The sequence below is a fragment of the Pseudofrankia sp. DC12 genome (assembly GCF_000966285.1).
Classification (GTDB): Bacteria; Actinomycetota; Actinomycetes; order Frankiales; family Frankiaceae; genus Pseudofrankia.
This window is the reverse complement of record NZ_KQ031391.1, coordinates 3,391,852-3,416,417: the sequence shown is the minus strand read 5'-3', so window position 1 is coordinate 3,416,417 and position 24,566 is coordinate 3,391,852. Positions and strand designations below refer to the sequence as shown.

General features: G+C 71.1%; 18 protein-coding genes. 10 read left to right on the top strand and 8 right to left on the bottom strand.

Going from position 1 to position 24,566, the window contains the following annotated elements; genetic code table 11:
* The first annotated feature begins 38 nt into the window (after nt 1-38).
* From FRADC12_RS13520 to FRADC12_RS13475, 10 genes are all read left to right on the top strand, one after another.
* Nucleotides 39-509: an NUDIX hydrolase gene (locus tag FRADC12_RS13520; protein ID WP_045876924.1), complete on the top strand. Its 471-nt coding sequence runs from the start codon at nt 39-41 to the stop codon at nt 507-509.
* On the top strand, nt 506-3,100 hold the full coding sequence (locus FRADC12_RS13515) for a DUF6049 family protein (protein ID WP_232303771.1): 2,595 nt from the start codon (nt 506-508) through the stop codon (nt 3,098-3,100). The genes FRADC12_RS13520 and FRADC12_RS13515 overlap by 4 nt, the downstream gene beginning before the upstream one ends.
* Nucleotides 3,097-5,892, top strand: a complete 2,796-nt coding sequence (gene murJ, locus FRADC12_RS13510) for a murein biosynthesis integral membrane protein MurJ (RefSeq protein ID WP_045876923.1) — start codon at nt 3,097-3,099, stop codon at nt 5,890-5,892. The genes FRADC12_RS13515 and murJ overlap by 4 nt, the downstream gene beginning before the upstream one ends.
* Before the next feature lie 220 nt (nt 5,893-6,112).
* On the top strand, nt 6,113-7,990 hold the full coding sequence (locus FRADC12_RS13505; RefSeq protein ID WP_045876922.1) for a protein kinase family protein: 1,878 nt from the start codon (nt 6,113-6,115) through the stop codon (nt 7,988-7,990).
* A 96-nt stretch (nt 7,991-8,086) separates the two neighbouring features.
* A complete protein-coding gene (gene sigM / locus FRADC12_RS13500) occupies nt 8,087-8,767 on the top strand; it encodes an RNA polymerase sigma factor SigM (protein ID WP_232303770.1) in 681 nt (226 codons plus the stop codon).
* Nucleotides 8,757-10,040, top strand: a complete 1,284-nt coding sequence (locus FRADC12_RS13495; protein ID WP_157488848.1) for an anti-sigma factor — start codon at nt 8,757-8,759, stop codon at nt 10,038-10,040. The genes sigM and FRADC12_RS13495 overlap by 11 nt, the downstream gene beginning before the upstream one ends.
* 396 nt (nt 10,041-10,436) lie before the next feature.
* Complete coding sequence (gene trxB, locus FRADC12_RS13490; protein WP_045876919.1) at nt 10,437-11,387, top strand: thioredoxin-disulfide reductase; 951 nt, start codon at nt 10,437-10,439, stop codon at nt 11,385-11,387.
* A gap of 56 nt (nt 11,388-11,443) precedes the next feature.
* Nucleotides 11,444-11,770, top strand: a complete 327-nt coding sequence (gene trxA, locus FRADC12_RS13485; RefSeq protein ID WP_045876918.1) for a thioredoxin — start codon at nt 11,444-11,446, stop codon at nt 11,768-11,770.
* An 896-nt stretch (nt 11,771-12,666) separates the two neighbouring features.
* Nucleotides 12,667-13,818 (top strand): N-acetylmuramoyl-L-alanine amidase, encoded by a 1,152-nt coding sequence (locus FRADC12_RS13480; RefSeq protein WP_045876917.1) that lies wholly within the window; start codon nt 12,667-12,669, stop codon nt 13,816-13,818.
* Nucleotides 13,819-14,880: 1,062 nt separating this feature from the next.
* Complete coding sequence (locus FRADC12_RS13475) at nt 14,881-15,537, top strand: GNAT family N-acetyltransferase (protein WP_045876916.1); 657 nt, start codon at nt 14,881-14,883, stop codon at nt 15,535-15,537.
* An 822-nt stretch (nt 15,538-16,359) separates the two neighbouring features.
* Here the strand turns inward: FRADC12_RS13475 and FRADC12_RS13470 are convergent.
* The 8 genes from FRADC12_RS13470 to rnpA form a co-directional block, all read right to left on the bottom strand.
* Nucleotides 16,360-17,301 carry a ParB/RepB/Spo0J family partition protein gene (locus FRADC12_RS13470; protein WP_045876915.1) on the bottom strand — a complete coding sequence of 314 codons (942 nt, stop codon included), beginning with the start codon at nt 17,299-17,301 and terminating at the stop codon, nt 16,360-16,362.
* Complete coding sequence (locus tag FRADC12_RS13465) at nt 17,298-18,128, bottom strand: ParA family protein (protein ID WP_045876914.1); 831 nt, start codon at nt 18,126-18,128, stop codon at nt 17,298-17,300. The genes FRADC12_RS13470 and FRADC12_RS13465 overlap by 4 nt, the downstream gene beginning before the upstream one ends.
* Before the next feature lie 88 nt (nt 18,129-18,216).
* Complete coding sequence (gene rsmG, locus FRADC12_RS13460; protein WP_084010703.1) at nt 18,217-18,972, bottom strand: 16S rRNA (guanine(527)-N(7))-methyltransferase RsmG; 756 nt, start codon at nt 18,970-18,972, stop codon at nt 18,217-18,219.
* Between the two features lie 643 nt (nt 18,973-19,615).
* Nucleotides 19,616-21,700 carry a hypothetical protein gene (locus tag FRADC12_RS13455; protein WP_502685249.1) on the bottom strand — a complete coding sequence of 695 codons (2,085 nt, stop codon included), beginning with the start codon at nt 21,698-21,700 and terminating at the stop codon, nt 19,616-19,618.
* Nucleotides 21,701-21,869: 169 nt separating this feature from the next.
* Nucleotides 21,870-22,406 (bottom strand): Jag family protein, encoded by a 537-nt coding sequence (locus tag FRADC12_RS13450; protein WP_045876912.1) that lies wholly within the window; start codon nt 22,404-22,406, stop codon nt 21,870-21,872.
* Between the two features lie 99 nt (nt 22,407-22,505).
* Nucleotides 22,506-23,789 carry a membrane protein insertase YidC gene (yidC, locus tag FRADC12_RS13445; RefSeq protein ID WP_045876911.1) on the bottom strand — a complete coding sequence of 428 codons (1,284 nt, stop codon included), beginning with the start codon at nt 23,787-23,789 and terminating at the stop codon, nt 22,506-22,508.
* A 4-nt stretch (nt 23,790-23,793) separates the two neighbouring features.
* Nucleotides 23,794-24,165, bottom strand: coding sequence for a membrane protein insertion efficiency factor YidD (gene yidD, locus FRADC12_RS29750; RefSeq protein ID WP_084010701.1), 372 nt, complete (start codon nt 24,163-24,165; stop codon nt 23,794-23,796).
* Nucleotides 24,162-24,551: a ribonuclease P protein component gene (gene rnpA / locus FRADC12_RS13435; RefSeq protein WP_045876909.1), complete on the bottom strand. Its 390-nt coding sequence runs from the start codon at nt 24,549-24,551 to the stop codon at nt 24,162-24,164. The genes yidD and rnpA overlap by 4 nt, the downstream gene beginning before the upstream one ends.
* Nucleotides 24,552-24,566: the final 15 nt, after the last annotated feature.

Sequence of the window (24,566 nt, the reverse complement as noted above, 5' to 3'; positions counted from 1 at the left end):
GAGCGGGGCGCTCCCGGCAATGCTCGTACGATCGTTTAATGCCGCCCACCTCGTCGCCCCGCAGCCGTCGGCGGCTGCGTCGGGTCGAGGAGACGTCGGCCGGCGGGTTGGTACTCGACGTCCGCTCCGACCATGCCAACGCGGCCCTGATCGCGCGGCGGGACCGGCGCGGCCGGCTACTGTGGTCGCTGCCGAAGGGGCACGTCGAAGGCGGCGAGACCCACGAGCAGACCGCCGTTCGTGAGGTCGCTGAGGAGACCGGGGTGACCGGGGAGATCGTCGCGCCGCTCGGGACGATCGACTTCTGGTTCGTCACCGGCCGTTCGCGTATCCACAAGACCGTGCACCATTACCTGCTGCTGCGCACCGCCGGCGAGCTGTCCGACGCGGACATCGAGGTCAGCGCCGTGGCGTGGGTACCGCTCGACCAGGTGGCCGAGATGCTCGCGTACGCCGACGAGCGGCGCCTGTTGGACGACGTTCCGGCCCTGCTGGCGGCCAGCGCATGACCAGACCGCCCCGGCCTCGCCCGCTCGTCCGCGGGCTTGCCCGGACGGCCGTCGCGGCGGTGGTGACCGCGGTGCTGGGCGCGCTTCTGGTGAGCGGGCCGGCCCAGCCGGCGGCCGCCTCATCCACAGTGTCCACAAGCTTGTCCACAGGTCTATCCACAGGCAGTACAGCCACCAGCCCCGGTACCGACGTGACCGCGGGCGTTGTCTCGGCGGCGGGTTCGGCGGTGACAACGGCGGCCGCTGCCGTCCGCGTGCATATCGACCAGTACGACGGGATCGCCTCGCCAGACAAGCCGCTGGTCCTGAACGGCCACATTGACGCCACACCCATGACCGGGCTGTCGGCCTACGTGTCGGTGATGTCGGGCGGCGTGGGCAGCCGCGGCACTCTCGCGAAGCTGCGGGCCGACCCCACCCTGGGTGGCAAGGCCCGCTACGTGCTTGCCCCGAACTCCTCGGGAACCCCCGTCGTGGGCACGGCGTTCTCGATCAACCAGAAACTGAAGATCGAGAAGCCGCTGACGATCTATGCAATGAAGATCACCATTGCGCCGACGGGCGGCCCGTCCAAGGTGCTCGGTGCCGCCTACTCCTTCCTGGTCTGGTCTCCGGAGCAGCCCGGCCTGAAGGCGACCTCGCTGGCCACGGTGCTGCCCATCTCCGACTACCCCCGGCTGCGCTCCGACAACATCCTCACCGACAACCAGCTCGCCACGGAGGTGCGGCCGGGCGGCCGCCTCTACAAGCTGCTGATCGCCGTCAGCCCGACCAGCCGCCAGCCGTCCCCGATCGCCCTGGCCGTCGATCCGACGCTGCTCAAAGAACTGCAACTGATGAGCGGGCCCTACAGCTACGCGGACACCGAGGGCCCGAAGAGCAAGCCTCCCGACCGGTACGCGGGCGACTATCTGGCCGCGCTGCGTATCTTTGCCGCGACGCCGGGCAACGTGGTGTTCGCGCTGCCCTGGGGCGACGCCGACATCGCCGCGCTGGTGCGCGCCGGCGGCCAGCATGACGACGGCCAGCTCAACGACGCCCTCTGGGCCATCAACACCGGCCAGCAGACGCTGCGCGACGTGCTCGGCGTCGCGAACCCGCCGCCGGTCGCCTACCCGGGGGACGGCCTGGCCAACGCCGCGACGCTGGAGTTCCTGGCCCACCCGACCGTCGGCGTGACCACCGCGATCCTCGACGACAGACTGCTGCCAGCGACGTCCAAGGCCGCCTCCTCGACGCCGACCGCGCTGACCGTCCAGCAGACGGCCAACGGCCCGATCCGGGCTCTGGCGGCGGACTCGAGGCTCGCCACACTGCTGACCCCCAAGATCAGCCAGAACGGCCTGAGCAAGGATCAGGCACTCGCCGACGTGCTCGCCGACGTCGCCATGATCACAGCCGAACAGCCCAGCGCCTCGGCGAGCCGGCTTGCCGTGCTCGCGTTGCCACGGCTGTGGGACCCGACGGACGACTGGGCCAGCCTCGTGCTGCACTCGCTCAGCACCCCGGCCGACCCCGGCTACCAGCCGTTCTTCCAGCCCGTGCCGCTCCCGGTCGCCCCCAAGGGCGGCGCGGGTACGACCGCGTCCATCGGCCAGGCCGCGACGCTCACGTTCGCCCCCGCCGGCAGCAGTCGCACGTACGTCTACCCTGACTCGGCGACGGCCACCGAGATACCGACGTCGTACGTCGATGCCGTCGAGCATCTGCGCGCCGAGGTCAGAGAGCTCGATCCGGTCCTGTGCGCCACCACCGCTCGCAATGGAAAGACGACCAATCCGCCGGCTCCGGCCCCGTGCGCGCTCACCGACGTGGTGGACGCCGCCGGGTCGAAGCCGCAGGACGGGCGCGCCACCGTCATCAACCCGATGCTGAACACCCTGCTGACCGCGCTGTCCGTCGACTGGCGGCCCGACCGCTCCGGCGCCGTCCGGCTCAGCCAGGAGGTCGACGGCCGGATCAGCCAGATCCGCGCCAATGTCGAGGTCGTCGCTTCACAGAAGGTCACGCTTACCAGCCGCAACGGCGCCGTCCCGCTGAGTGTGCAGAACATCAGCGACCAGCAGGGCGGCGGCGGCTACCCGATGACCGTGATCCTCTCCCTGTCCTCCAACGACAAGACTCGGCTGCGCTCGGCGGCGCGGATGGCGCTGACCGTCGCCCCGGGCGCGAAGACGCAGGTGGAGATCTCGGTCAGTTCCGACGCCGCCGGCACGTTCCCGGTCTTCGTCCAGGTGCTGACGCCGGACGGGCAACGGCTGTCGGCCCAGCCGGTCCGCATCCTGGTCCGCTCCACGGCGTACGGCTCGATCGCGACCGCGATCACCTATGTCACGATCGGACTGTTCGTCGCGGCGGTCGTGCTGCGCCAGGTCAGGCGGTCGCGCCGCAAGCGCCGCGACGGGGGTGACAGCGGTGGTTCCGCCGGACCAGTAGCCGGCGTCACCCCGACTGGCCCGAACACGGCAGCGGCAACGGATCGGGCCACGGTACCCATCCGGCGAATCCAGGCGAACGCCGCGGGAACACAACGGACCGAGGTCGAACGGGCCTACGCTGGCGGGGTGCCAGCCAACCCGAGCGAGCCGTGAGCCCGGCCGACGGTTCCGACGGTCCCCGGGGACCGCGGCGCCGCGGAGGCCCCACTCGCCGGGATGACAGCTACCGCGACGACCCCAACCACGCTGATCCTTACTCGGTCGATCCGTACTCCGCGGATCCCTACGCCGGAGATCCGCGGCCCGTCGACCGGTACTACGCCGACCCGCACTACGCCGACCCGCACTACGCCGACGAACACGAGCCCGGCCGCGGTGCTCCGAACCACTATCGGCCAGACCGCCCGCAGGCGAACGGCTACGGCGACGACCGGTACCAGGAGCGCGGGCGCGCCGGCGGCCGGCCGGCCAGCCGTGGCTACCCGGAGCCGGGCGACCCAGAGCCGGGCTACCGGGCGTCAGGGAGCGCAGGCCCAGGACAGCGCGACCCGAGGCAGCGCGACCCAGGGCTCCGGGACCCAGGGCTCCGGGACCCAGGACATCGGGAGCCAGAACCCCGGGGGCGAGAACGCCGCGACCCGCGGCGCGCCGACGCCGGCTACCGGGACGAGCGCTACCTGCAGCCGCCGCGCAACCAGCCCTACCGGCAGCCCTGGGAGCGGGACGAGCGGCCCCGCGACGCCCGCGCCGAGCCGCATCGCGAGGATCGTCGTCCTCGACCGGGCACTGGCCCGGAGCCGACCCGCCGCCTTCCGGCGACCCCGCGCACGCCGCCTCCCGCGCCGCAGGCACCGCCGACCAGCCGGCTGCCAGGCCCACCCGCCAGCCCACCGCCGCTGCCCGGCGACCGGGCCCCGAGCGGCCGGGCGGCGGAGGCGCGCCCGACGACGCCCGTCTCCCGGCTTCCGTCCCGGGATGGCCGCAGGCTCGGCTCGCACCGCGCCGAGGGCCGCCGGGCCACCCCGCCGCCCGAGCCGCCGAGGCAGCAGCGCCCCCGCCCGGACGGGACGGGCCGGCCGATCCCGCCAGACCGGATGGTCGCGCGGACCGACCGGGCGGTGGCCCGCGCGTCGGGCCGCGGCGAGGAGACGGTCGCCCAGCCACGCCCGCGGCGGTCCGGCTCGCGGCAGCCCCCCCAGCCACGCCGGGACCCCGGCCAGCAGCCCAGGGGCGGCGGGACCGGCCAGCAGACCCGGATCCAGGGCAGCGCCGGAGCCGCGGGCCGGACGGCACCGGGCAGGGCCGCGGCCCAGCGCCCGTCGGGCAGGACCGGCAAGAGCAGCCTCGGCCGGGCCAGCGGCGTCATGGCGCTCGGCACGATCGCCTCGCGGGCCACCGGGTTCCTGCGGACGGTCGCGATCGCGGTCACGATCGGCGCCGGCGCGGTCAGCAACGCCTACAACGTCGCGAACACGATCCCGAACATCGTCTACGACCTGCTGATCGGCGGCATCCTGACCAGCGTCGTGGTGCCGGTGCTCGTCCGGGCCACCAAGGAGGACCCGGACGGCGGTGAGCGGTTCGCGTCGTCGCTGCTGACGCTGATGATCCTGCTGCTCGGCGCCGCCTGCGCCGTCGGCATGTTCCTGGCGCCCCAGATCGTCAACAGCTACCTGCACGCCACCGGGCCGGACGCCGCCGCGGAACGCGCGCTCGGCGCCACCTTCCTGCGCTGGTTCATGCCGCAGATCGTCTTCTACGGCGTCGGCGCGACGATCGGCGCGATCCTCAACGTCCGCGGCTCGTTCGCCGCGCCGATGTTCACGCCCGTGCTGAACAACCTCGTGGTGATCGTCTCCTGTGTGGCGTTCGCCTACGTCATCGCCGGGCCGCACCCACCACAGGTGAACGGCGCACACACGATCACCAACACCCAGGAGCTCGTGCTGGCGGCCGGTACGACGATCGGCGTCGTACTGATGACCATCGCGCTGCTGCCGGCGCTACGGAAGGTCGGCTTCCGCTACCGCCCGCGCCTGGACCTGACCCATCCGGGTCTGCGGGGCGCGCTGCGGCTGGCGGGCTGGACGTTCCTGTGGGTCATCATCAGCCAGCTCGGGTACCTCGTCATCACGAACCTTTCGACCGCGACGAACTCGTTCCCGGTCTACACGTACGCCTACCAGCTCTTCCAGCTGCCATACGCGATCATCGGCGTCTCCGTGATCACCGCACTGCTGCCGCGGATGAGCGCGCACGCGGCGGACGGCGACCGGGCGCTGGTACTCGAGGACCTGTCGACGGCGACCCGGCTCAGCCTGACCGCGATCGTGCCGGCGGCGTTGTTCCTGCTGGCGTTGGGGCGGCCGATCGCCGTCGGTGTCTTCAACCACGACGCGTTCGGCTACGAGTCGGCGTTGTCGGTCGGCGACACGCTCTCGGCGTTCGCCGTCGCCCTGGTGCCGTTCTCGGTGTTCCAGCTGCACCTACGGGTTTTCTACGCCCATCAGGACAGCCGGACACCGTCGCTGGTGAACATCGGAGTCGTCGCGACGAACGTGACGGCGGCCGTGGTGATCAGCCATGTGCTGCCGCCCGAGCACCGCGCGCTCGCCCTCGCGCTCGCCTTCACCGTCGGCTATCTGGTCGGCCTGTGCGTGACCTGTGTGCTGCTGCGCCGGCGGCTCGGCGGGATGGACGGCGACCGGATCATCGCGACGCTCGCGCGGATCAGCGTCGCCGCGGGCCTCGGGGCGGCTGCCGCGAGCGCCGTCGCGCACGGGCTGCGCACGGTCCTCGGCAACGGGTTCGTCGGCTCGTTCTCGGCGGTGCTGGCGGGGGCGGTCGTCGGCCTGCCGTTGTTCGTCGGCACGGTTACCCGGATGGGAATCCCTGAGGTCAGGGCCCTGACCCGGATGGTTTCTCGACGTTTCCCCCGGGGCTGAGCGACCTGTCCGGGCGATCCCCGTAGACTAAACCCGGGAACATCGCCAATCGGCCGGCAAGCGACAGCGAACGCCAGCCCACGGACGCCAGACCAGCGGACACGGCCACACGGTGCGTGCAAAGATCGGGCGGCCAGGCCACGCGACGACATACGAGACCAGCACGGCCAGGCGAGCACGGTGGCGACGGCGCCATGGAGCTGGGGACGACGGAGGCGTTGTGGTCGAGGCAGGCAACCGGCCCCAGCCGGCGGACGTCGACAATGACGTGACGGTCAACGCCTCGTCCTCCGATGCCCACGGCGGCGGCACGCTGCTCGCCGAGTCGGTCCTCGACCGCCGGTACCGCCTGATCGGGGTCCTCAGCTCGCGCGGCCCGGTCACCCTGTGGCGCGGCGACGACACGGTGCTCACCCGGCCCGTCGCGGTCCGGGTTGTCGAGCACATCGACGACGACCCCGCGCGCCGCGAGGCGGCGCAGTCCCTTCTCCAGGCCGCGGTCAGCTCCGGACGGCTCGTACACCCGGGCGCGGCGTCCACCTACGACGCGACGGTCACCAACACCGAGAACGGCCAGGTCTCGTACGTCATCACCGAGTGGGTTGACGGCCGTACCCTGCGCCAGCTCGTCGAGGACCAGCCGCTGCGGCCCGACCAGGCGTCCGCCGTCGTCCTCGGTGCCGCCCGAGTGATCGCCGCCGCGCACGAACGCGGGCTGCGCCACGGCGGGCTTCGTCCCGGTGATGTCATCGTGTCCGGCCACGGCACGGTCAAGGTCATCGACCTCGAGGTCGGCGCCGTGCTCGCCGGCATCGACGGCACCGCGCCGGCCGATGCCCCCGCCGACGCCGACGCGGCGGCCGCCGACGTGTGCGCCCTGGGCGGCCTGCTCTACGCGGCCCTCACCGGCTGCTGGCCGCTCGCCGGCGACACGGGTCTGCCTGCGGCGCCCTACGGCACGTACGGCCGGCTCCAGAGCCCGCGTCAGCTCAACCACGCGGTGCCGCGCGACCTGGACGCGATCACGATGGCCGCGCTCAGCGGCGAGGAGGCCGGCACCGAGCCGATCACCACCGCCGCCGAGCTGATCGCCGAGCTCGAGGCGGTCACCCCGGTCGAGGCCCTGCACGCGACCGGCCTGATGACCTTCGGTGACGAGCCGTCCGACACCGAGGCCATGGCCGGCTACGACGGCTACGGCCCCGACACGTCGAACCTTCCGTCGACCGCCGGTTTCGCCGCGCCCGACCAGGACGACTACGACCGTTACGGCTACGACGACTACGACAACGGCTACCAGGACGGCGGCCGCTACCGGGACGAGTACAGGGGCGAGACCCAGGTCGACCGTGGCCGTGGCGGCGGGTACCGGCCCAGCTACCAGGACGAGGGCTATCCACCGGCGCAGCGCGGCTACCAGGCGGCCGGCCCGGGTGGGACCGGCCCCCGGCCAGGGAGCCGAGCTGCGGCGCACGGGCGCTCCGGCCGGACCAGTCGCCGTCCGCTGATCGTCATCATCGCTTTGGCGGTCGTCGTCGTAGTCGTCGCCGTCGTGCTGGGCCTCAACCTGGGCAGCAACGGTGGCGGCGGCGGCGCCAACAACTCCCCGACGGCGTCGGCGACCGTGACGGCCGGCGTGCCGATCACCCCGGTGAACGTGGTGTCCTTCGACCCGCCGCCGGGCGACGGCTCCGAGAACAACGGCCAGGTCGCCAGGGCGTACGACGGCAACCCCGCGACCCAGTGGGAGACCGAGGGCTACCTGCCGCCGTATACGTTCGGCAATCCGGCGAAGAAGGGGGTCGGCCTGCTGTTCGACCTCGGCCAGAGCCATGACGTGTCCCAGGTGGTCGTCACGCTCGGCACCCTCGCGCCGGACTCGTTCGAGATCCGCGCGGGCGACTCGTTCGACGCCAACGCCCAGAATCTGGGTCTCTACCAGGTCGTCGGACAGCAGCAGAACGCCTCGGGCACCGTGACAGTGAACGTCTCGCCACGTGGTGCGCACCGGTACTGGGTCGTGTGGCTGACGAACATCCCGCAGGGCGCGGACTCGAAGTTCAAGGGCTCGATCGCCGAGATCAAATTCCTGTCCTGACCCGGGCCGTCGAACGCCGTCCGGCCACATGCCATGCCCGCCCAGCCCGACTCGCCAGAACCGTCTGCCCCTGCCGGCGCGCCCGGGTGGTGGGGAATGCCGACGTCCGGCCAGAGTGACGCCCCCGACTCGGCCGGCGGCGAGCCCGACTCCGAGGCCGAACGCCGCGACGACCCGGATCTCGAGCTGCTGCGTCGGCACGTCGCCGGCGACCCGACGGCGTTCGCCGAGCTGTTCCGAGCCAACGCCGACCGGCTCTGGTCCGTCGCCTTCCGGCTCCTGCACGATGCCGAGGACGCCGCGGACGCCGTCCAGGAAGCCATGCTGTCCGCGCACAGGCGGGCCGCGGCCTTCCGCGGTGAGTCGGCCGTCCGCACCTGGCTGCACCGGATCACCGTGAACGCCGCGCTGGACCGGCTGCGCCGGCAGGCCGCCCGCCCGACGACCGTGCCCATGCCCACCACGCCCGAGGGTGAGGAGCGCGAGCCACCCGACCCGCGGGACGCCCACGCCGAGGGTGAGCTGCGCCTCGACATCGCCGACGCACTGGCCCGGCTGCCGGCCCAGCTACGGGCGGCCGTCGTCCTCGTCGACGTCGAAGGACTGCCGGTGGCACAGGTGGCCGAGCTGCTCGACGTGCCCGTCGGGACGGTCAAGAGCCGGGCCTCACGCGGCCGGGCCCGGCTCGCGGCCGAGCTGGGCTACCTGCGTCCAGGGAACCAGCCGGCCGCCCCCGCCGTCTTCCAGAGGCGGGAGGTGATCGGCGGTGGGTCCTGACGAGCGCGGCGAATCTGTGCCCTCGGAGGCCAGGGACGAGCTCGGGCCCTCGGGGCCGATGCTCCCGGCGGCCGACAACGGGCCGCTGCCTCTGGCGGCCGACAACGGGCTTGATCCCTTGGGCGCCAGGAACGGGCCGACGCCGTTGGACGCCAGCGGCGGGTCTGGGCCGCGGCATCCGGAGGGCGACCTCCTGGACGCCTACGCGGACGGCGAGCGGACGCCTGGATCCGTCGACCGGCATGTCCGAGGCTGCGCCGTCTGCCAGCAGACCGTGGTCGCGCTGCGCGGCGTGCGGGTCGAGCTGGCCCGGCTCGCGCCGGTCAGCATGCCGCCGGATGTCGCCCGCCGGATCCAGGAGGCGCTGACCGCCACGCCGCTCCCGTCGATGCCGCCGGCCGGCGAGGGCCGCCGCGGCGGTCCGGCTCGCCGTCGGCCGGCGGGCGGGCGCTCCGCCGGGCGCCCGTCGGCCGGCCGGCGCCGGCCGACGGCCCCGCACGGCGTCACCCCGCTGCGCCCGCCAGACCGTTCGACGGTGCTTTCCCACTCGCAGTGGTCCGAGCGGCTGGTCCTCCTGGCAGTGTGTCTGCTCGTCGTCGTCGCCGGGGGCGGCCTGGTCGTCGCCCTGCAGCACAACGCGCAGTCGTCGTCCTCGACCAGCAGCTCCGCCGCCGGACCCGCGATCGCCGCGGACCAGCAGAACAGCGCGGACTCGGCCGCCCGTGCCGCGGTGCCCAGCGCTGTCGCGGCCGCGCCCACTCCCGAAGGCCTGGTCACCGTGACGGACGGCGGCTCGGTCCAGTCCTTCCGCGTCGCGACGAGCCGGGCGGCGCTCGACCCGGCCAACGTCGCCGCGCACGCGAGGGATCTGCTCGCCGGGAGAGTGCCCGGCGCCGAGACCGCTCCGTTCGCCGCGTCCGACGCGCGGACAGCCACCGGAGCGTGGGCCGTCGTCGCCACCCCCGCTCTGCTGGCCTGCTATCGGGAGCTCGTCGACACCGCGCACGGCCCGCTGCTCGCCGTCGACGAGGTCAACTACCGGGGACGCGACGCCATCCTCGTCGTCCTCGACCTCCCGGACGGGGGGAGCGCCGTGGGGACCGCGTCCGCATCGGCGGCCGCCCCGGTTGGGCCGGCCTCGGCGGCGCCCGGCGCGGCCCTGGTTCCAGCGAGTCAGGACCGGATCCAGCTGACTGTCGTCGACCTTGACTGCAATGTCGGGCGCCTGCCCGCGGCCACCCTGTTCGACGAACGGTCGACGAAGGCCGCCTGAGCAAGGCGACGAAGGCAGGGGAACTCGATTATTGGCGCTTAACTTCTGTTTAGTGGTAGTTAATAACTACATATTGACACTGTACGTACACAATTCGTTGTCGACTTCGCCATAACAAATTCGACCAAAGATGTCACTTAGAGTTGTCAGCGTAGGGCGGTGCGCCGAAGCTCCGACCGGCCGCCGGAGATCGTTTGTCCTTCGACGGCCTCGACGGCCTCGACGGCACCTCGCCGGGGCTCGTCGAAGGATGAGCCGACCCGGGCCAGCGGTCCGGACAGTTCGCGGCGCGGTACCGTTCCGCCCGGTAGCAGGCAGGAACCCAGCAGGAATCTCTGGCTGGCCCGCGCGGTTAGCGTGTCAGCGGCTTTGGCCGCAATGTGAAGGGAGCAGGGCGTGACAGCGCAGGACAGCGGGGTCCGGGACGTCATCATCGTCGGCTCCGGCCCGGCGGGATACACGGCAGCGATCTATACGGCGCGCGCGAGCCTGCACCCGTTGGTGTTCGAGGGCGCGGTGTCCGCGGGTGGCGCGCTGATGACCACCACCGAGGTGGAGAACTTCCCGGGCTGGCCCGAGGGCATCCAGGGCCCCGACCTGATGGACAACCTGCGCAAGCAGGCGGAGCGGTTCGGCGCGGAACTGGTCACGGACGACGTGACCGAGGTCGACCTCACCGCCACCCCGAAGGTCGTCAAGGTCGGCGAGGAGACCTACTACGCGAAGACGGTGATCCTCGCGACCGGTTCGGCCTATCGCAAGCTGGGCGTCCCGGACGAGGGCAAGCTGCTGGGACGCGGTGTCTCGGCCTGTGCGACCTGTGACGGCTTCTTCTTCCGCGACCAGGACATCGTGGTCGTCGGCGGCGGCGACTCGGCGATGGAGGAGGCCACGTTCCTCACCCGGTTCGCCAGCTCCGTGACCGTCGTGCACCGCCGGGACAAACTGCGCGCAAGCGCCATCATGGCCGAGCGCGCCCTGGCGAACCCGAAGATCAAGTTCCGGTGGAACGCGGTCGTCACCGGGCTCGAGGGCGACAGCAAGCTCACCGGGGTCCGGCTCAAGGACACGGTCACCGGCGCGGACGACAAGCTGGACGTGACCGGGCTGTTCGTCGCGATCGGCCACGTGCCGCGCTCCGATCTGTTCCGCGACCAGGTGACGCTCGACGACGAGGGCTACGTGCTGGTCGAGGCTCCGTCAACGCGGACCAACCTGGACGGGGTGTTCGCCGCCGGCGACGTCGTCGACCACACCTACCGGCAGGCCATCACGGCCGCCGGCACCGGCTGCGCCGCCGCCCTCGACGCCGAGCGCTGGATCGCCGCCCACGAGAAGGACGCCTAGACCACAGGCAGCTTGAAGACGAGATCAACCGCAGTCGACCCGAGGAGAAGAGTTCGATGGCAGGTGCGACCACCCCGGTGACGGACAGCACGTTCGACGCCGAGGTACTCAAGAGTGACAAGCCCGTGCTGGTGGACTTCTGGGCCGAGTGGTGCGGGCCGTGCAAGATGGTCGCCCCGGTCCTGGAGGAGATCGCCGCGACCCACGGCGACCAGCTGCGGATCGTCAAGCTCAACATCGACGAGAACCCGCAGACCGCCCGGGCCTACCAGATCATGTCGATCCCGACGATGGCGGTCTTCGTCGACGGCGCGATCGCGAAGAGCATCGTCGGCGCGAAGCCGAAGAGCGTCCTTCTGAAGGACCTCGCCGAGTACATCTAAGCCTCGGCCCGCCAGGCCGCCGCGGCCTCCGCTGAGCAGGCCACGGCCGCGGGGCAGCGTGTGCTCTCCGGCGCGAGGCGTTCGACGGCTCCGCTCGGGCAGGCTTCTCTCGGCCCGCCAGTTTCCCCGCCCGCGAGGGCGAGAGGCTGGCGGGCCGATCGCGTCTCCGACCCCGGCCCGCCGGCCCGGCTCGGCTCCGCGGGCACGCCCCAGCGCCAGAGTCGGCCCGTCGACGTGTCCGGCGGCCAGATCTCCCGCACGATGCCAGGTCCGGCCGGCCCAGCTGCCTCGGGCCGCGGCGGCTGCCCCGGATTTCCAGCATTCGCACAACGCCATGCCACCGGGCGCAAAGGGGCATAAGGAAGCCGCGATAAAGGGCCCTGGGGTCACCGCTAGCGGACAGCGAACCTGAACCCACCCCGGTTACCCAGGACTGCTGCGATCGTCCGCCAGCGGCGATCTCAGCCGCACACGTATCATTACCGTACGTATAGAAATGGCCGCTTCTGGCGGGATCCTCTCGCTCGGTCGGACGATTGCGGGAATCCGGCGCCCGGCGACTCCGGGAAGCCTCTTCACACCACCCGGCCGGCCTCGCAGCCGTGTCCCGGCCAGCCCCGACCGCCGTCTCTCATCCCGGCCGCCTCGCCACCGCGCTGCCCTGCAGCCCGACCACGCTCTCTTCCCCCGTCGACCGTCGCGCGGCCCAGGGCCGACGCCCGTCGCGCAGCCCCGCCCCGACACCGGTGCGCGGGCTATCCCACCGTGGCCACGCAGCCAGGCCCGGACCCAGACCTCGCGACGGAGCTGACCCGGGTTCGGTTCCGGCTACCACGACAGCAGCAGATGAGAAGGCGAAGCGCGACCATGAGCGGCATCGCCTACGCTGGTCTTCCGTGAAGCTGCTCCGGCTCGGCGACCGCGGAACACGCGTGGCCGACGCGCGCGTCGCCCTGGCCTATCTGTCGTTCCTTCCGGCCGCCCCACGTCAGCCTGACGGGGAAGAAGGCGGCGCCGCCGACGCCGAGCTGTTCGATGACGACCTTGACCGCGCCGTCCGCGCCTTCCAGCAGAGTCGCGGCCTATCAGTCGATGGCATCATCGGTCCGGACACGGCGCGCTCTCTCGAAGAGGCCCGTCACGGCCTGGGCGATCGTCTGCTCTTCCATGCACCAGGCCAGTCGCTCACCGGCGACGACGTAGCCGCATTGCAGGAGCGGCTGTCGAACATGGGGTTCGACGTCGGCCGCAGCGACGGGATCTTCGGCCCGCGCACCGAGTCCGCCGTCCGCGACTTCCAGCGCAATCGAGGCCTCGAGCCCGACGGACGCTGCGGCCCGCACACTCTGCGCGAGCTCAAGCGGCTGGAGCGCACCGTCACCGGCGGTCGCCCAGACATGCTGCGAGAGTCGGTGCGCCTGCTAGTGCGCGGCCCATCGCTCCTCGGCATGCTGGTGGCGATCGACGCCGGCCACGGCGGTGACGACCAGGGCGTCGTCGCCCACGGCCTGACGGAGCGGAACGTCGTGGCCGACCTGGCCCGCCGGCTTGAAGCCCGGCTCCTCTCCTCCGGGCTGGAGACCTTCCGGGTCCACACCGAGGACGAGTCGCCAGACGAGGCGGAGCGCGCCAGACGAGCGAACGAGCAGGGCGCCGACCTCCTCGTGTCCCTCCACCTCGATGCCAGCGACTCTCCGAAGGCCGAGGGCATCTCCTGCTACTACTTCGGCAACGCCCGCGGCTCGTCGGCGGTCGGTGAACGGCTCGCCGCCCTCATCCAGAAGGAGCTCGTCTCCCGAACGGACCTGGTCGACTGCTGGACCCATGCCAAGACCTGGGACCTCCTGCGCCGGACGACGATGCCCGCGGTCCGGATCGAGGTCGGCTACCTGACGAACGCCCGCGACGCCGCCGCGCTCGGCTCCCCCAACTACCGCGCCAACGTCGCCGAGGCGATCCTCGCTGCCATTCAGCGGCTCTACCTTCCCCCCGAACAGGACCCCCCGACCGGTCAGCTTCGAGTGCCCCGCGTTGCCACACCATCCTGAGGACGAGTCCAGCCATGCCGTCCCTAGAACGAACCCACGCGATGCGAGGCCAAGAACGGACCCAGGCCGCACGCCCCGAGGACGGGCCTGGCGGGCGCCGTTCGAACAGGATGTCATCGTGAGGACGAAGTCTGTCGACGTGGCTTCCGCACGACGAATCGGCAGGCGACGAACCACTCGAGATTCGCCGGCGACCAGGGTTGGAACGCAAGCCAACGTTCGGGCACCGGCGAATAGGAGGCAGTCGCGAATGACCGTTCACGATCCATCGGCCGCGCTGCGCGGCAAACCGTCTCTCGGGTCTACGTAGCGAACGTCGCAGCGCCGATCTTCTGGGGGCCGTCGCGGTTGGACGGCAGTTTCGGTCACAGAGTTCGCCGATGTTTCACGTGGAACAGGCGGGCACAGCGGCCCGCGTGACGTCGTATCGGGTGGTCTTCGGCGCCGCGTTCCCGGACCGCAGGCCGCAGGCCGCAGGCCGCAGGCCGCAGGCCAGTCTCACTCAGGCAGCACCCGATCCATCTGCGGGGCGCCTGCGGATGACAGTCGCCCGATGTTCCACGTGAAACCTGACCATCGCGCGAACTGTTCTTACGGGGTCCAGACGTGAGCGCGGACGGCGCGCTTCTAGCGTCACGACGCAGCCTCGAGACAAGAGCGGCACCAGGCCGGGCGATACCATCGACCACCCGCCGCTCGTCCTTAGATCTCGTACTCCGATGCCATCACTGGCCGCAGCTCCCTCCGTGAGCCAGCGTCCGCCGCGTCAGCAACACCGTGTCGGGCGGGACGCCGAAGACGAAGAGCACTCGCGCTCGCCAGCCTCAAGGTCGCAACCCGCAAACCCTTCGACCTGCGCCGTCGAACTAAGATTTCCTCGCGCGGGAGACCATCGTTCGACCTCGACGTGCCGAGCCGGGGCCGGACGATGGGCGCCACGATGGCAGCGGGGAAGGCGTGGACGCGGAGGGCGATCGCACCCGCCCCTGTCAGGAAGATTCCGGGAGGGACGCTTAGGCTGGGTCCAGCTACCTGGATCCCTCGACGTGCGGAGCGCCACCGATGAGTCGTCGCGTCGCCAACATTACGCTCGACAACATCGACGACCTACCCCAGCGGTGTCGCCGATGCGTGTTCTGGGAGCTCGATCCGGTTGCGCGAAGCCGGGCCGAGGAAGCCGGCGGAACCGACATCGAGAAGGAAGCCTGGGTCTCCTCCGCGCTGCTCGAATGGGGAAGCTGCGGGAAAATCGTCTACATCGACAATGTCCCCGCTGGCTTCGCGATGTACGCGCCTCCTGCCTACGTCCCTCGCTCGATCGCCTTCCCGACCAGTCCGGTCAGTGCCGACGCAGTGCTCCTCATGACCGCGAAAATCGTCGATGAGTTCGCAGGACAGGGCCTCGGGCGGGTGCTGGTCCAAGCGATGGTGAAGGACGTCATCCGGCGCGGCTACCGAGCCATCGAGGCTTTCGGCGACCTTCGGCAGGACGAGGGCACCAAATGCGTAGTGCCCGCCGACTACCTTCTCTCGGTCGGTTTCAAGACGGTTCGCCCGCATCGACGCTGGCCCCGGCTGCGCCTCGAAGTAAAGAACGCCGTCACCTGGCGCGAGGACGTCGAGGTCGCCTTGGAGCGCCTTCTCGGTTCGATGACTCCCGAGGGGATCCTTCGCCCCATCGGCGGCGGCACCCCGACTCCGGCTCCGGCTCCCGCCTGAGCATCGGTCCGCACATCCCTGTCGGGCAGAGCGGTCACTCGATCAGCGCCGCTGCCGACCAAGCTCCAACAGGAGCAGCGGCCTGGGGCGGGCCTACGGCGCGCACCGTCCGAGTGAAGGTTCACGATCGGGTGGGATGTCCGCGCGTTTCAGCGCTGCGCGAGGCTTGGGCACTGTGCCCCTACCTCCACGTCGCCACCTGGTGCCGCGACCGTCAACGTCCGCCCGTCGACTTGATCGCTGATTGCAGCCTCTGGCGGCTACGAAACGGGGCCGGATACGACCGCTGGAGGGTCGAGGCAGCGATCATGGGGACGCCGGGAGCGGGCGAACCTTGTCGGAGGCGGCACTAGCTCGGGGCACCGGGGCGTCGGCCGCCGCTCGGCAGCAGGGCCACCGGGGAGGTACGGCCCAAGGCCCGCCAGGCGAATGCCGAGAGCGATGCTTGAGACCGAGTAGGTCGAGATGGCGCCGACAGCCTCAGCCCTGACCCGTAGCTATCCGCGGAAATGGGAGAACTCGCCAGACAGAGGCGCCATACGCCGACCACGCAGGCCGACGCGACCAGTACCGGTCCTGGCAAGGTCGGACCGGACCGTCGAGCCGTGGCGGGGCGAAGCTGGGAGCAGCGGGTTTGTCACCGCCGGAACGGGCGGACGCTGCCAGAGAAGGCACTAGAACCAGGCCGGGCCGAAGCAGGCTGCCGGTCACGCGAACAGCTGGCGCCAGGTCCCTGGGAACCTGCCGATGCCAACGATCGAGCGGCCGACCCGCCAGCCCCCAGCGACGCCGCCTGACGGCCCGCGAGCAAGAAGGCGCGAGCTAGGCGCCAGGGACGATGGCGGCGACGATCCGCTCCAGGTCCTCGATGCTGGCGAACTCGACGGTTATCTTGCCCCGGTTGCGGCCCATGTCGACCTTCACCTTTGTGTCCAGGCGGTCGGCAAGGCGCTCGGCGACCTGGTTCAGGGCCGGCGGCGTGTGGCGGGGCGACCGCGGCGTTCGCTTGCGTGGCCCCTCCTCGCCCAACGCCACGATTTCCTCGACAGCGCGCACGGACAGGCCCTCGGCGACGATCCGGGTAGCAAGACGGTCCTGGGCCTCGGTGTCCTCAAGCGCGAGCAGCGCACGGGCGTGGCCGGCAGAAAGCACACCGGCGGCGACCCTGCGCTGGACGGCCGGCGGCAATGCCAGAAGCCGGATCGTGTTCGTGACGTGGGATCGAGATCGGCCCAGTTTGCTGGCGAGCTGGTCATGTGTGGCGCCGAACTCGCGCAGCAGCTGCTCATAGGCCGCAGCCTCTTCGAGCGGGTTGAGCTGCTGGCGGTGCAGGTTCTCCAGCAGCGCGTCCCGGAGCATCTGGTCGTCGGCGGTCTCCCGCACGATCGCCGGGATCTCGGTCAGCCCGGCGAGCTTCGAGGCCCGCCAGCGGCGCTCGCCCATGACGAGCTCGTACCGATCGGGCATTACCTCGCGGACGACGACGGGCTGAAGCAGACCGACCTCGCGGAGACTGGCGGCGAGCTCCTCCAGCGCTTCTTCGTCGAAGACCAGCCGAGGCTGACGTGGGTTCGGCTCCACCCAGTCGACCGGGATCTCCCGGAACACGGCGCCGTGGACCGGCACGGGCTCCGACCCGAGCCGGGTCGACGTGCCGTTGCCGTTACCGCCGGCACCGTAGCCGTCGTACCCCTCCGGCGCGGTCGGAATGAGCGCGCCGAGCCCCCTGCCGAGCCCGCCGACCCGCCGCGGGGGCGGGCTCATCGAACGGTTCCGTTCGGTGCCTCGACGCCGCGCTCGGCCAGCTCCCGGGCAGCCGCGAGGTAGGACAGCGAGCCCCGCGAAACCGGGTCGTACGTCAGGGCGGACTGCCCGTAGCTGGGCGCCTCCGCCAGCCGGACGTTGCGGGGGATGGTCGTCCCGAGCACCCGGTCACCGAAGTGCTCCTTGACCTCCGCGACGACCTGGTCGGCAAGCCGGGTCCGCGAGTCGTACATGGTCAGCAGGATCGTGGTGAGCCGGAGTTCCTGGTTCAGATGCGCCTGCACCAGGTCGACGTTGCGTAGCAGCTGCCCAAGACCCTCCAGCGCGTAGTACTCGCACTGGATCGGGATGAGCAGCTCTTTCGCCGCCACGAGCGCGTTCACCGTGAGCAGACCGAGCGACGGCGGGCAGTCGATGAAGACATAGTCGACGTCGACTTCCTTGGAGAGGGACGCGATCGCTTTGCGTAGCCGGCCCTCCCGAGCCACCATCGAGACCAGCTCGATCTCCGCGCCGGCGAGATCGATGGTCGCGGGGGCGCAGTAGAGACCGTCCGCCTCGCCGGACTCGACGACCACCTCGTGGAGTGGCCGGTCGCCGAGCAGAACCTCGTAGATGGACGGCACCCCGGAACGATGTTCCACCCCGAGCGCCGTTGATGCGTTGCCCTGAGGGTCTAGATCGACGACCAGGACACGGACCCCGTGCATTGCCAGGGCCGCCGCGAGGTTGACGGTCGTCGTGGTCTTACCGACGCCGCCCTTCTGGTTGGCGACCGCGAAGATTCGCCGCCTGGTGGGCCGCGGGAAGGGCCGTCGACGTTCCATGGTCAATGCTTCCACCGCTGCTGCCGCCGCCGCTCCGATCGGGGTCGACGGATCGAGGGGGTCCATTCCCAGACCTGTCGACGCTGTTTCACGTGGAACACGCCCGTCCGCGTGCCCCTCGTTGCTGTTCACGTGCTGTCTGTCCACGCCGTTCACGCTGCCTGCCATCGTGCCGGTCTCCGCCGCCCCGCCCCACATCGTCGGCCACCCGTACAGCTGAGACTAGGCGAGTGGGCTCGGTCAGCCGATCTTTTCCACACAGAAGGACCTGTACCTCGCGCCATCCCTGCGAATGCAGGCCGTCCCGCGCTTCCGCGAGTTCCTCGTCCACGCGTGAACCTCGCATCGCAAGCATGACACCCCCGGGTTGAACAACCGGAAGCAGCATGCCGCCCAACCGCTCCAGGGGCGCCACTGCCCGAGCGACGGCTACGTCCCACCGTAGCCCGTCCCGGCCCATTCCGACGTCCGGCGCGCGGCCCCGCAACACGGACATCCGGCTCGTGGCGCCCAGCGCCTCGACAACCTCCCGTAGGAAGACACACCGGCGCTCCATCGGCTCCAGGAACACGACCCGCAGATCGGGACGGGCCAACGCGAGTGGCACCCCCGGCAGACCCGCGCCGCTGCCGACATCGACGACCGTCACGTCGGGCCCGACAACCTCCGCGAGGAGCGCGCAGTTGAGCAGGTGCCGATCCCACAACCGCTCGGTCTCCCGCGGTCCGATCAGCCCGCGTTCCACACCCGCGGTGGCCAGTAGCTCGACGTACCGGATCGCGTCATCGAGCGCCGCACCGAACACCTCGGCAGCAACGGGTGGAGGCGGCGCCACCACGCTCACCGGGCCGCCTCGGGATCGAGCCGAACCAGGGACGAGGACCAGGCCGCAGGGCAGCCACACAAACGCCGCATCTGACCAGCATCCACGACGCGCCCGGCAACCCGCACGAAGCCATGCCGCCGCCTCCCCAGCGCAAGCAAGTCTCCGGGCTCCCTAGGCGGAATTACATGCATCAGCCCGGTGCTGGACGGGCCAGGAACCCATCCGCCAACGCGACGAGCGCGTCCGCGTCCGCCCGCCGGTCCCGGGGGATCCTGCTGGCCAATTACACGCAGCTACGATTCGGCCGGGACTGGCCGCCGATCAGGGGGCGAGCGGTCGCTCCGGCGTCCGTTATGCGGCGTATGCCTGGGCGACTCTTCTAGATCACCGAGGCTCTCCCGAATTGGCCAGCAGGGTCCCGGGGATGGCCAAAACGTCCTCGTCTGTCGGACGGAGCCTGGCTCCCCGTCAGCCGGCTGCGGGCTGGAGTCGTCCAGGCTTGCTTGCGCCGAGTCGATAGCCGCCGCGAGTCGCGCGCCCTCCTCCGCTGTCAGCACCGCTGCCAGGCGGAACATCCCGTCTGACCGCCTGACGATCTCTGCGTTCCGCAGAACGGGCCGAGGTGAGGCACCGTGCTCTGCGATCCCGCTCTCGGACCTGCTCAGCCAGCCGCGGGCTGACAGTGGACGAGAACGGTCAGGGTGCCGGCCTGGGGAAAGGGATAGGCCTCGGAGGAACACCAGCCGGAACGACGTAGGTCGGCCAGGTCTGAGCGCGCGCTGGTGGCATCGAGGTCGAACACGAACAGCAGGATGCGGTCCGGCGCCGGGGTGCGCGCGTCGACGTCGGCCACGACCTGTCCCGCACCGGGCTGGACGAAGAACACCGTGTCCGACCGCGGAATTCGAGGTGCCTCTCCGGCTGCCCCCGCGGGCCTGGCCGGCAGGTTGGCCGGGCGCCGGGCCGCGTCATCGTTGGCTTCCATCGCATAGATCCAGCCGGGCCGCAGAAGTCGGCCGCCTACGACGACGAGATCGCCGGGACGATAGAGCCGGCGGGCCGCGATCGCGGCGTCGACCGTCAGGTCCAGGCCACGGAGCCGGTCACGTTGCCCATACAGCCGGCCGTCCTTCGAGGCCGACGAGATCTGCGCGGTTGTTCCGGCGACGGCGACCGCGACGATGACCACGACCGCCGACGCGACGATGCCGACCCGACCAACGCCGCGCGCAGGACCGGAGACGTGTGCCTCGACGGCCGAACCCACCGCGGCTTCAACCGGTCTGGCGACCGCCCCGGCAGCCGCGGCGGCGACCCGACGCACCAGGGTCGCGGCGCCGGTTACGACCACGAGCACGAGCAACGGGACCAGGAACAGGTTGGTGCGAGTGGGGCCGAACGGCCAGAACCGGATGGCACTCGCGGCCAGCATCGCCGCCTGGGCGCCGCCGAGCGCGAGAAGGAGCAGCCTGCCGTCGTGCCGTCGGGCGAGCACCGCGACGCCGGCGAGGCCGCAGACGACGACCGCGGGAGCGAGCACCCAGTAGGACGCCCACGAGCCGTCGGTCGGGGGGTGCAGCAGGCTTGGGTCGTACCGGTCGATGCCCGGCGGCGTGCCGGTGACGATGTCGCGCAACTGCCGCCCGACGAAGGCGAGCCCGCCCGCCAGGCCGCGGCCGGCGAGGAACTGCGCGTCCCAGTAGTGCCCGAGCCGCTGGCTGGACTGGTGCCCGACGAAGAGGAACGTGTTGGCCGCCGTGAGGACGAGCGCGGGCAGCGCCTCCACAGCACGCCACCCGCCGGCCAGCAGGGCGTCCCGAGACCGCCTCCGCCGCCAGGCCGCCTGCGCCGCGAGAAGGATGTCTGCCGCCGCCAGCGGCGCGATGATGAAGATCGCCGGGACTGAGAACAGGCTGATCACCCCGGCGGCTGTCCGCCGCGCCAGCCGACCCCGGTTCAGGCGACGCGGCCCGTCGCCGGTGGACCTGAGCGCATCAGCCTCGTTGCCGGCCCCGAGTCCGCTGGAGGGGCCATCAAGGCCGGCATCTGCGGCCGGTTGTGGCCCGGCAGGACTGCTGGGCTCAGCGTCGTCACCGACGCCCCCGAGGACCGCACCCTCTCTGACCCCGCCGGGAACTGCACGGTGGAGGCCTTCGCCTCGTGCGTTGTCTGGGGCGGCATCGGTCGCCGTGGGCTCGCCGGCCAACCAGAGGAGGACAGCGACGACCGCGGCGAGGGTCTCGATGGTGTATGGCTTCAACTGGGTACCGAGGTCGAGAAGAGTGCTGTTCAGACAGATCCACAGCGCGGCGAACGCTCCAGCCAGTCGTCCGGCGAAGCGACCGACCAGCAGCGTGATCCCAACCCCAAGCAGCGGCAGCGCGACGAATCCCGGCAGCCGCAGGACCCAGGTATGCCAGCCGAGTACGTCCCCACCGAGCCGTTCCATCACGACCCAGCCGGTGGCCGACGGGGTATTGGCCTTGGCCAGCTCCGGCCAGAAGGTCCCGAGCGGCTCGCTGACGAAATGCCCCCGCCAGATCTCGTCGTACCAGAACGGTCGGCGCAGGTAGGCGCGTAGCACGACGTCAACGGCTACGAGCGCCCCGCCGACACCACCGGCCCACCAGAGATCGAGGAGGGAGACCCCCCAGGCCCGCCCGCGGCGCGGTGTCGAACCAGCGGAGGCCGAGGCGACGCCCACCTCGGCCAGGCTGGCCGCGGCGACGCCCGACTCGGAGGCCAAGCCGACCGGAGCAACGCCCGATTCTGCCGAGCGGATCGAGGCATCGCCTACCTGAGCCAGGCCGACCGGCGCCAGGCCCGTCTCAGCCAGACCCCCCGACGCAGCTGGAGTCCCGTCGTGGACCGGCCGCCCAGGGCTCGGGTCTCGGCTCACCTCGACGATCGGGCGGTCAGACCGGCATGACGACGACGCAGCGGTTCGGCTCTTCGCCCTCCGACTCGCTGCGCACGCCGTCGACGTCGGCGATGACGTCGTGCACGACCTTGCGCTCGAACGGCGTCATCGGCGCGAGTTTCTCCTGCTTGGCCCCGCCCGCGACCCGCTTGGCCACCTCCGTGGCAAGCTCGCGCAACTCCGCGCGGCGGCGAGCCCGATGACCGCCGACGTCGAGCATCAGCCGGCTGCGCTCGCCGGTCTTCTGCAGCACCGCGAGCCTGGTCAGCTCCTGCAGCGCCTCGAGGGTCTCTCCGTTGGACCCGATCAGCTTGTCCAGGTCGTCACCGACGACCGCGACGACGGCGCGGCTGCCTTCGACGTCCAGGTCGAGATCGCCATCCATGTCGACGATGTCGAGCAGGCCCTCGATGTAGTCGGCGGCGATTTCGCCTTCCTGCTCCAGGGCGGTCAGCCGCTGCTGAGCGCTCGCGGGCTCATCGACCCGCGGGGCGTCTTCGTCAGGGCCAACGGCGATGTCAGAACCGCTCATCAGCGCAACTCCATGGGGTTGGGGGACCGCCGTGAGTGGCGGTACGCAATCGGAACGCCGGGTCCAGCCGGAGGAAAGGGGCCGCGGGCGCGGCAGCGGTCACCGCCGGCCGCCGGGTCGCTTCCCCTTGCCGCCGCTGCGCCGCTTCGCGGCCGGACGTGACCCGCCGACGTGACGCTGGACTCCAGCCGGGACCGGCCTGGCCGAGTCGGCGGCGGAACCAGCGGGCGGCTCGGCGTCACTGGACTTACTCACATCCTGGGCCGCGGGCGGCGTACCTGCCTCCGCGGCGGCAGGCGGCTGAACCACCCGCTTGGAAGTACCGCCGCGGGGTGACCGGGTGCCTGCCGGGGCCGTGCCGCTGGCGCCGGTCTTGGTGGCCGCGCCGCTCTTCACCGCCGCGCCGTTGACGGACGGGCCGTCGGCTGCGGGGGTCGCCTTGGTCAGCGTGGCCGGCTTCGGAGCTGTCTTGCCCTTGGCACCGGCTCGGGCGCCGGGGGCGGGGCGGGCGCCCGGGGCCGGACGAGGGGGGGTGGGCCGGTCGGACACCGCAGCGGCGGTGCGGGCGGCAGGCAGCTTGCCGGTTCCGGCTGCCTCCCCGACCGGCGGCATCCGCTTGATGACGAAGAACTGCTGGCCCATGCTCCACAGGTTCGTGACGAGCCAGTAGATCAGCACGGCGACCGGGAAGCGGAAACCGAAGACCGCCAGGGTGATCGGCGAGCCGTAGAGCATGACCTTCTGGACGATCGCCTGCTGTGGGTCGACGGTCCCACCGGTGCGGGCCATGATCTGGCGCTGCGTGAAGAACGTCGTCGCGGCCATCAACAGGATGAGCACGACACAGACGATCTTGATGTGCGTGCTGTTCGCGTGCAGTTCGTCCAGCAGTGCCTTCGACGAGTTGAAGTTCGTCGAGAGCGAGATGCCCCAGATCTTGGCCTTCGCGATCTTCTCAATCGTCGCGCCGGTCAGGCCGACGCGGTCGACCCACTCCAGCTTCCCGTTCCTCGTGACCGGGGCCATGTGGGTGAAGACGTGGAACAGCGAGATGAACAGCGGGATCTGCAGGAAGATCGGGAGGCAGCCGAGCAGCGGGTTCCCGTGCTCCTTCTGCAGCTCCATCATCTTCTGGTTCATCTGCTGCTTGTCATGCCCATACTTCTCCCGGATCTCCTTGATCCGGGGCTGCATGAGCTGCATCGTCCGCTGCGACTTCACCTGCTTGACGAACAGCGGGAAGATCAGGATGCGGACACAGACGACCAGCAGGGCGACCGAGAACGCCCAGGCGAAGAAGCTGCTCTCGCCGAAGATCGGCCCGAAGCCCTTGTGGAAGAAGACGATCGAGTTCGCCGCGAGATGGTAAAGCGGATCCAGCACCGGTCTAACTCCTCCAGGCCCCTCGGGCGGACTCTACAGGTACTGGGTCGTACCCACCGCGGGATAGCGGCTGGCAGCGTAGGAGCCGCCAGCCGGCGAGCAGGCCTCCGCGCACGCCCCCGTGTATACGAACGGCGGAGAGCGCGTAGACGCTGCAGGATGGATCAAATCGGCACGCGCCGGCCGACCGGGGTGACCAGACGAGCTGGTAACCGCGGATGAGCGCGCCGAGCACCCAGGCGAGCGGGCCGCGGACGGCTCCGGACTGGTCACGGGCGATCCGGGGCGCCCGTTGGCGTAGTGCAGCGGACGCGAGCGCGAGGTCGAGGAGGGCGAAGGCGCCGAGGACGATCCCGGCCCAGGCGAGCGCGGTCATCCCCGACTCCTGCGTGGGCGTCCCGGGTCGGCACGGTCGGGACCGGGCCGAGCCGATCGCACCGCGGCGAAACCTCGGTCGAGAGCGAGGCCGAGCTCGGCCGAGCTGGCTTCCGCGGCGGCGGGCAGCGCACGGATGACCAGCAGGGTTCCCGCTGGCACCGAGGCCAGCCGGGACCTGGTCTGCTCGCGCAGCCGGCGGCGGACCCGGTTGCGGGTCACGGCCGCGCCGACCTTGCGGCTCACCACGAAGCCGGCCCTCGCCGGGCCGGAATCGTCGGTGCGCAGAGCGTGAACAACCAGTGGATGGCAGCTGAACCGGCGACCACCTCGCCCGACCTGGGCATGCTCCGCCCGGGACGCGACCCGGGAACGGGCGGGGAGCATCGGAGGCCGGTAACC

Excerpts from the sequence above, each read along its gene's own strand:
- FRADC12_RS13450 (WP_045876912.1), bottom strand. The coding sequence starts at position 22,406 with ATGAGCGGTTCTGACATCGCCGTTGGCCCTGACGAAGACGCCCCGCGG.
- FRADC12_RS13465 (WP_045876914.1), bottom strand. The coding sequence starts at position 18,128 with ATGGAACGTCGACGGCCCTTCCCGCGGCCCACCAGGCGGCGAATCTTC.
- trxA (WP_045876918.1), top strand. The coding sequence starts at position 11,444 with ATGGCAGGTGCGACCACCCCGGTGACGGACAGCACGTTCGACGCCGAG.
- FRADC12_RS13515 (WP_232303771.1), top strand. The coding sequence starts at position 506 with ATGACCAGACCGCCCCGGCCTCGCCCGCTCGTCCGCGGGCTTGCCCGG.
- yidD (WP_084010701.1), bottom strand. The coding sequence starts at position 24,165 with ATGACCGCGCTCGCCTGGGCCGGGATCGTCCTCGGCGCCTTCGCCCTC.
- FRADC12_RS13520 (WP_045876924.1), top strand. The coding sequence starts at position 39 with ATGCCGCCCACCTCGTCGCCCCGCAGCCGTCGGCGGCTGCGTCGGGTC.
- rnpA (WP_045876909.1), bottom strand. The coding sequence starts at position 24,551 with ATGCTCCCCGCCCGTTCCCGGGTCGCGTCCCGGGCGGAGCATGCCCAG.
- FRADC12_RS13470 (WP_045876915.1), bottom strand. The coding sequence starts at position 17,301 with ATGAGCCCGCCCCCGCGGCGGGTCGGCGGGCTCGGCAGGGGGCTCGGC.
- FRADC12_RS13475 (WP_045876916.1), top strand. The coding sequence starts at position 14,881 with ATGAGTCGTCGCGTCGCCAACATTACGCTCGACAACATCGACGACCTA.
- sigM (WP_232303770.1), top strand. The coding sequence starts at position 8,087 with ATGCCGACGTCCGGCCAGAGTGACGCCCCCGACTCGGCCGGCGGCGAG.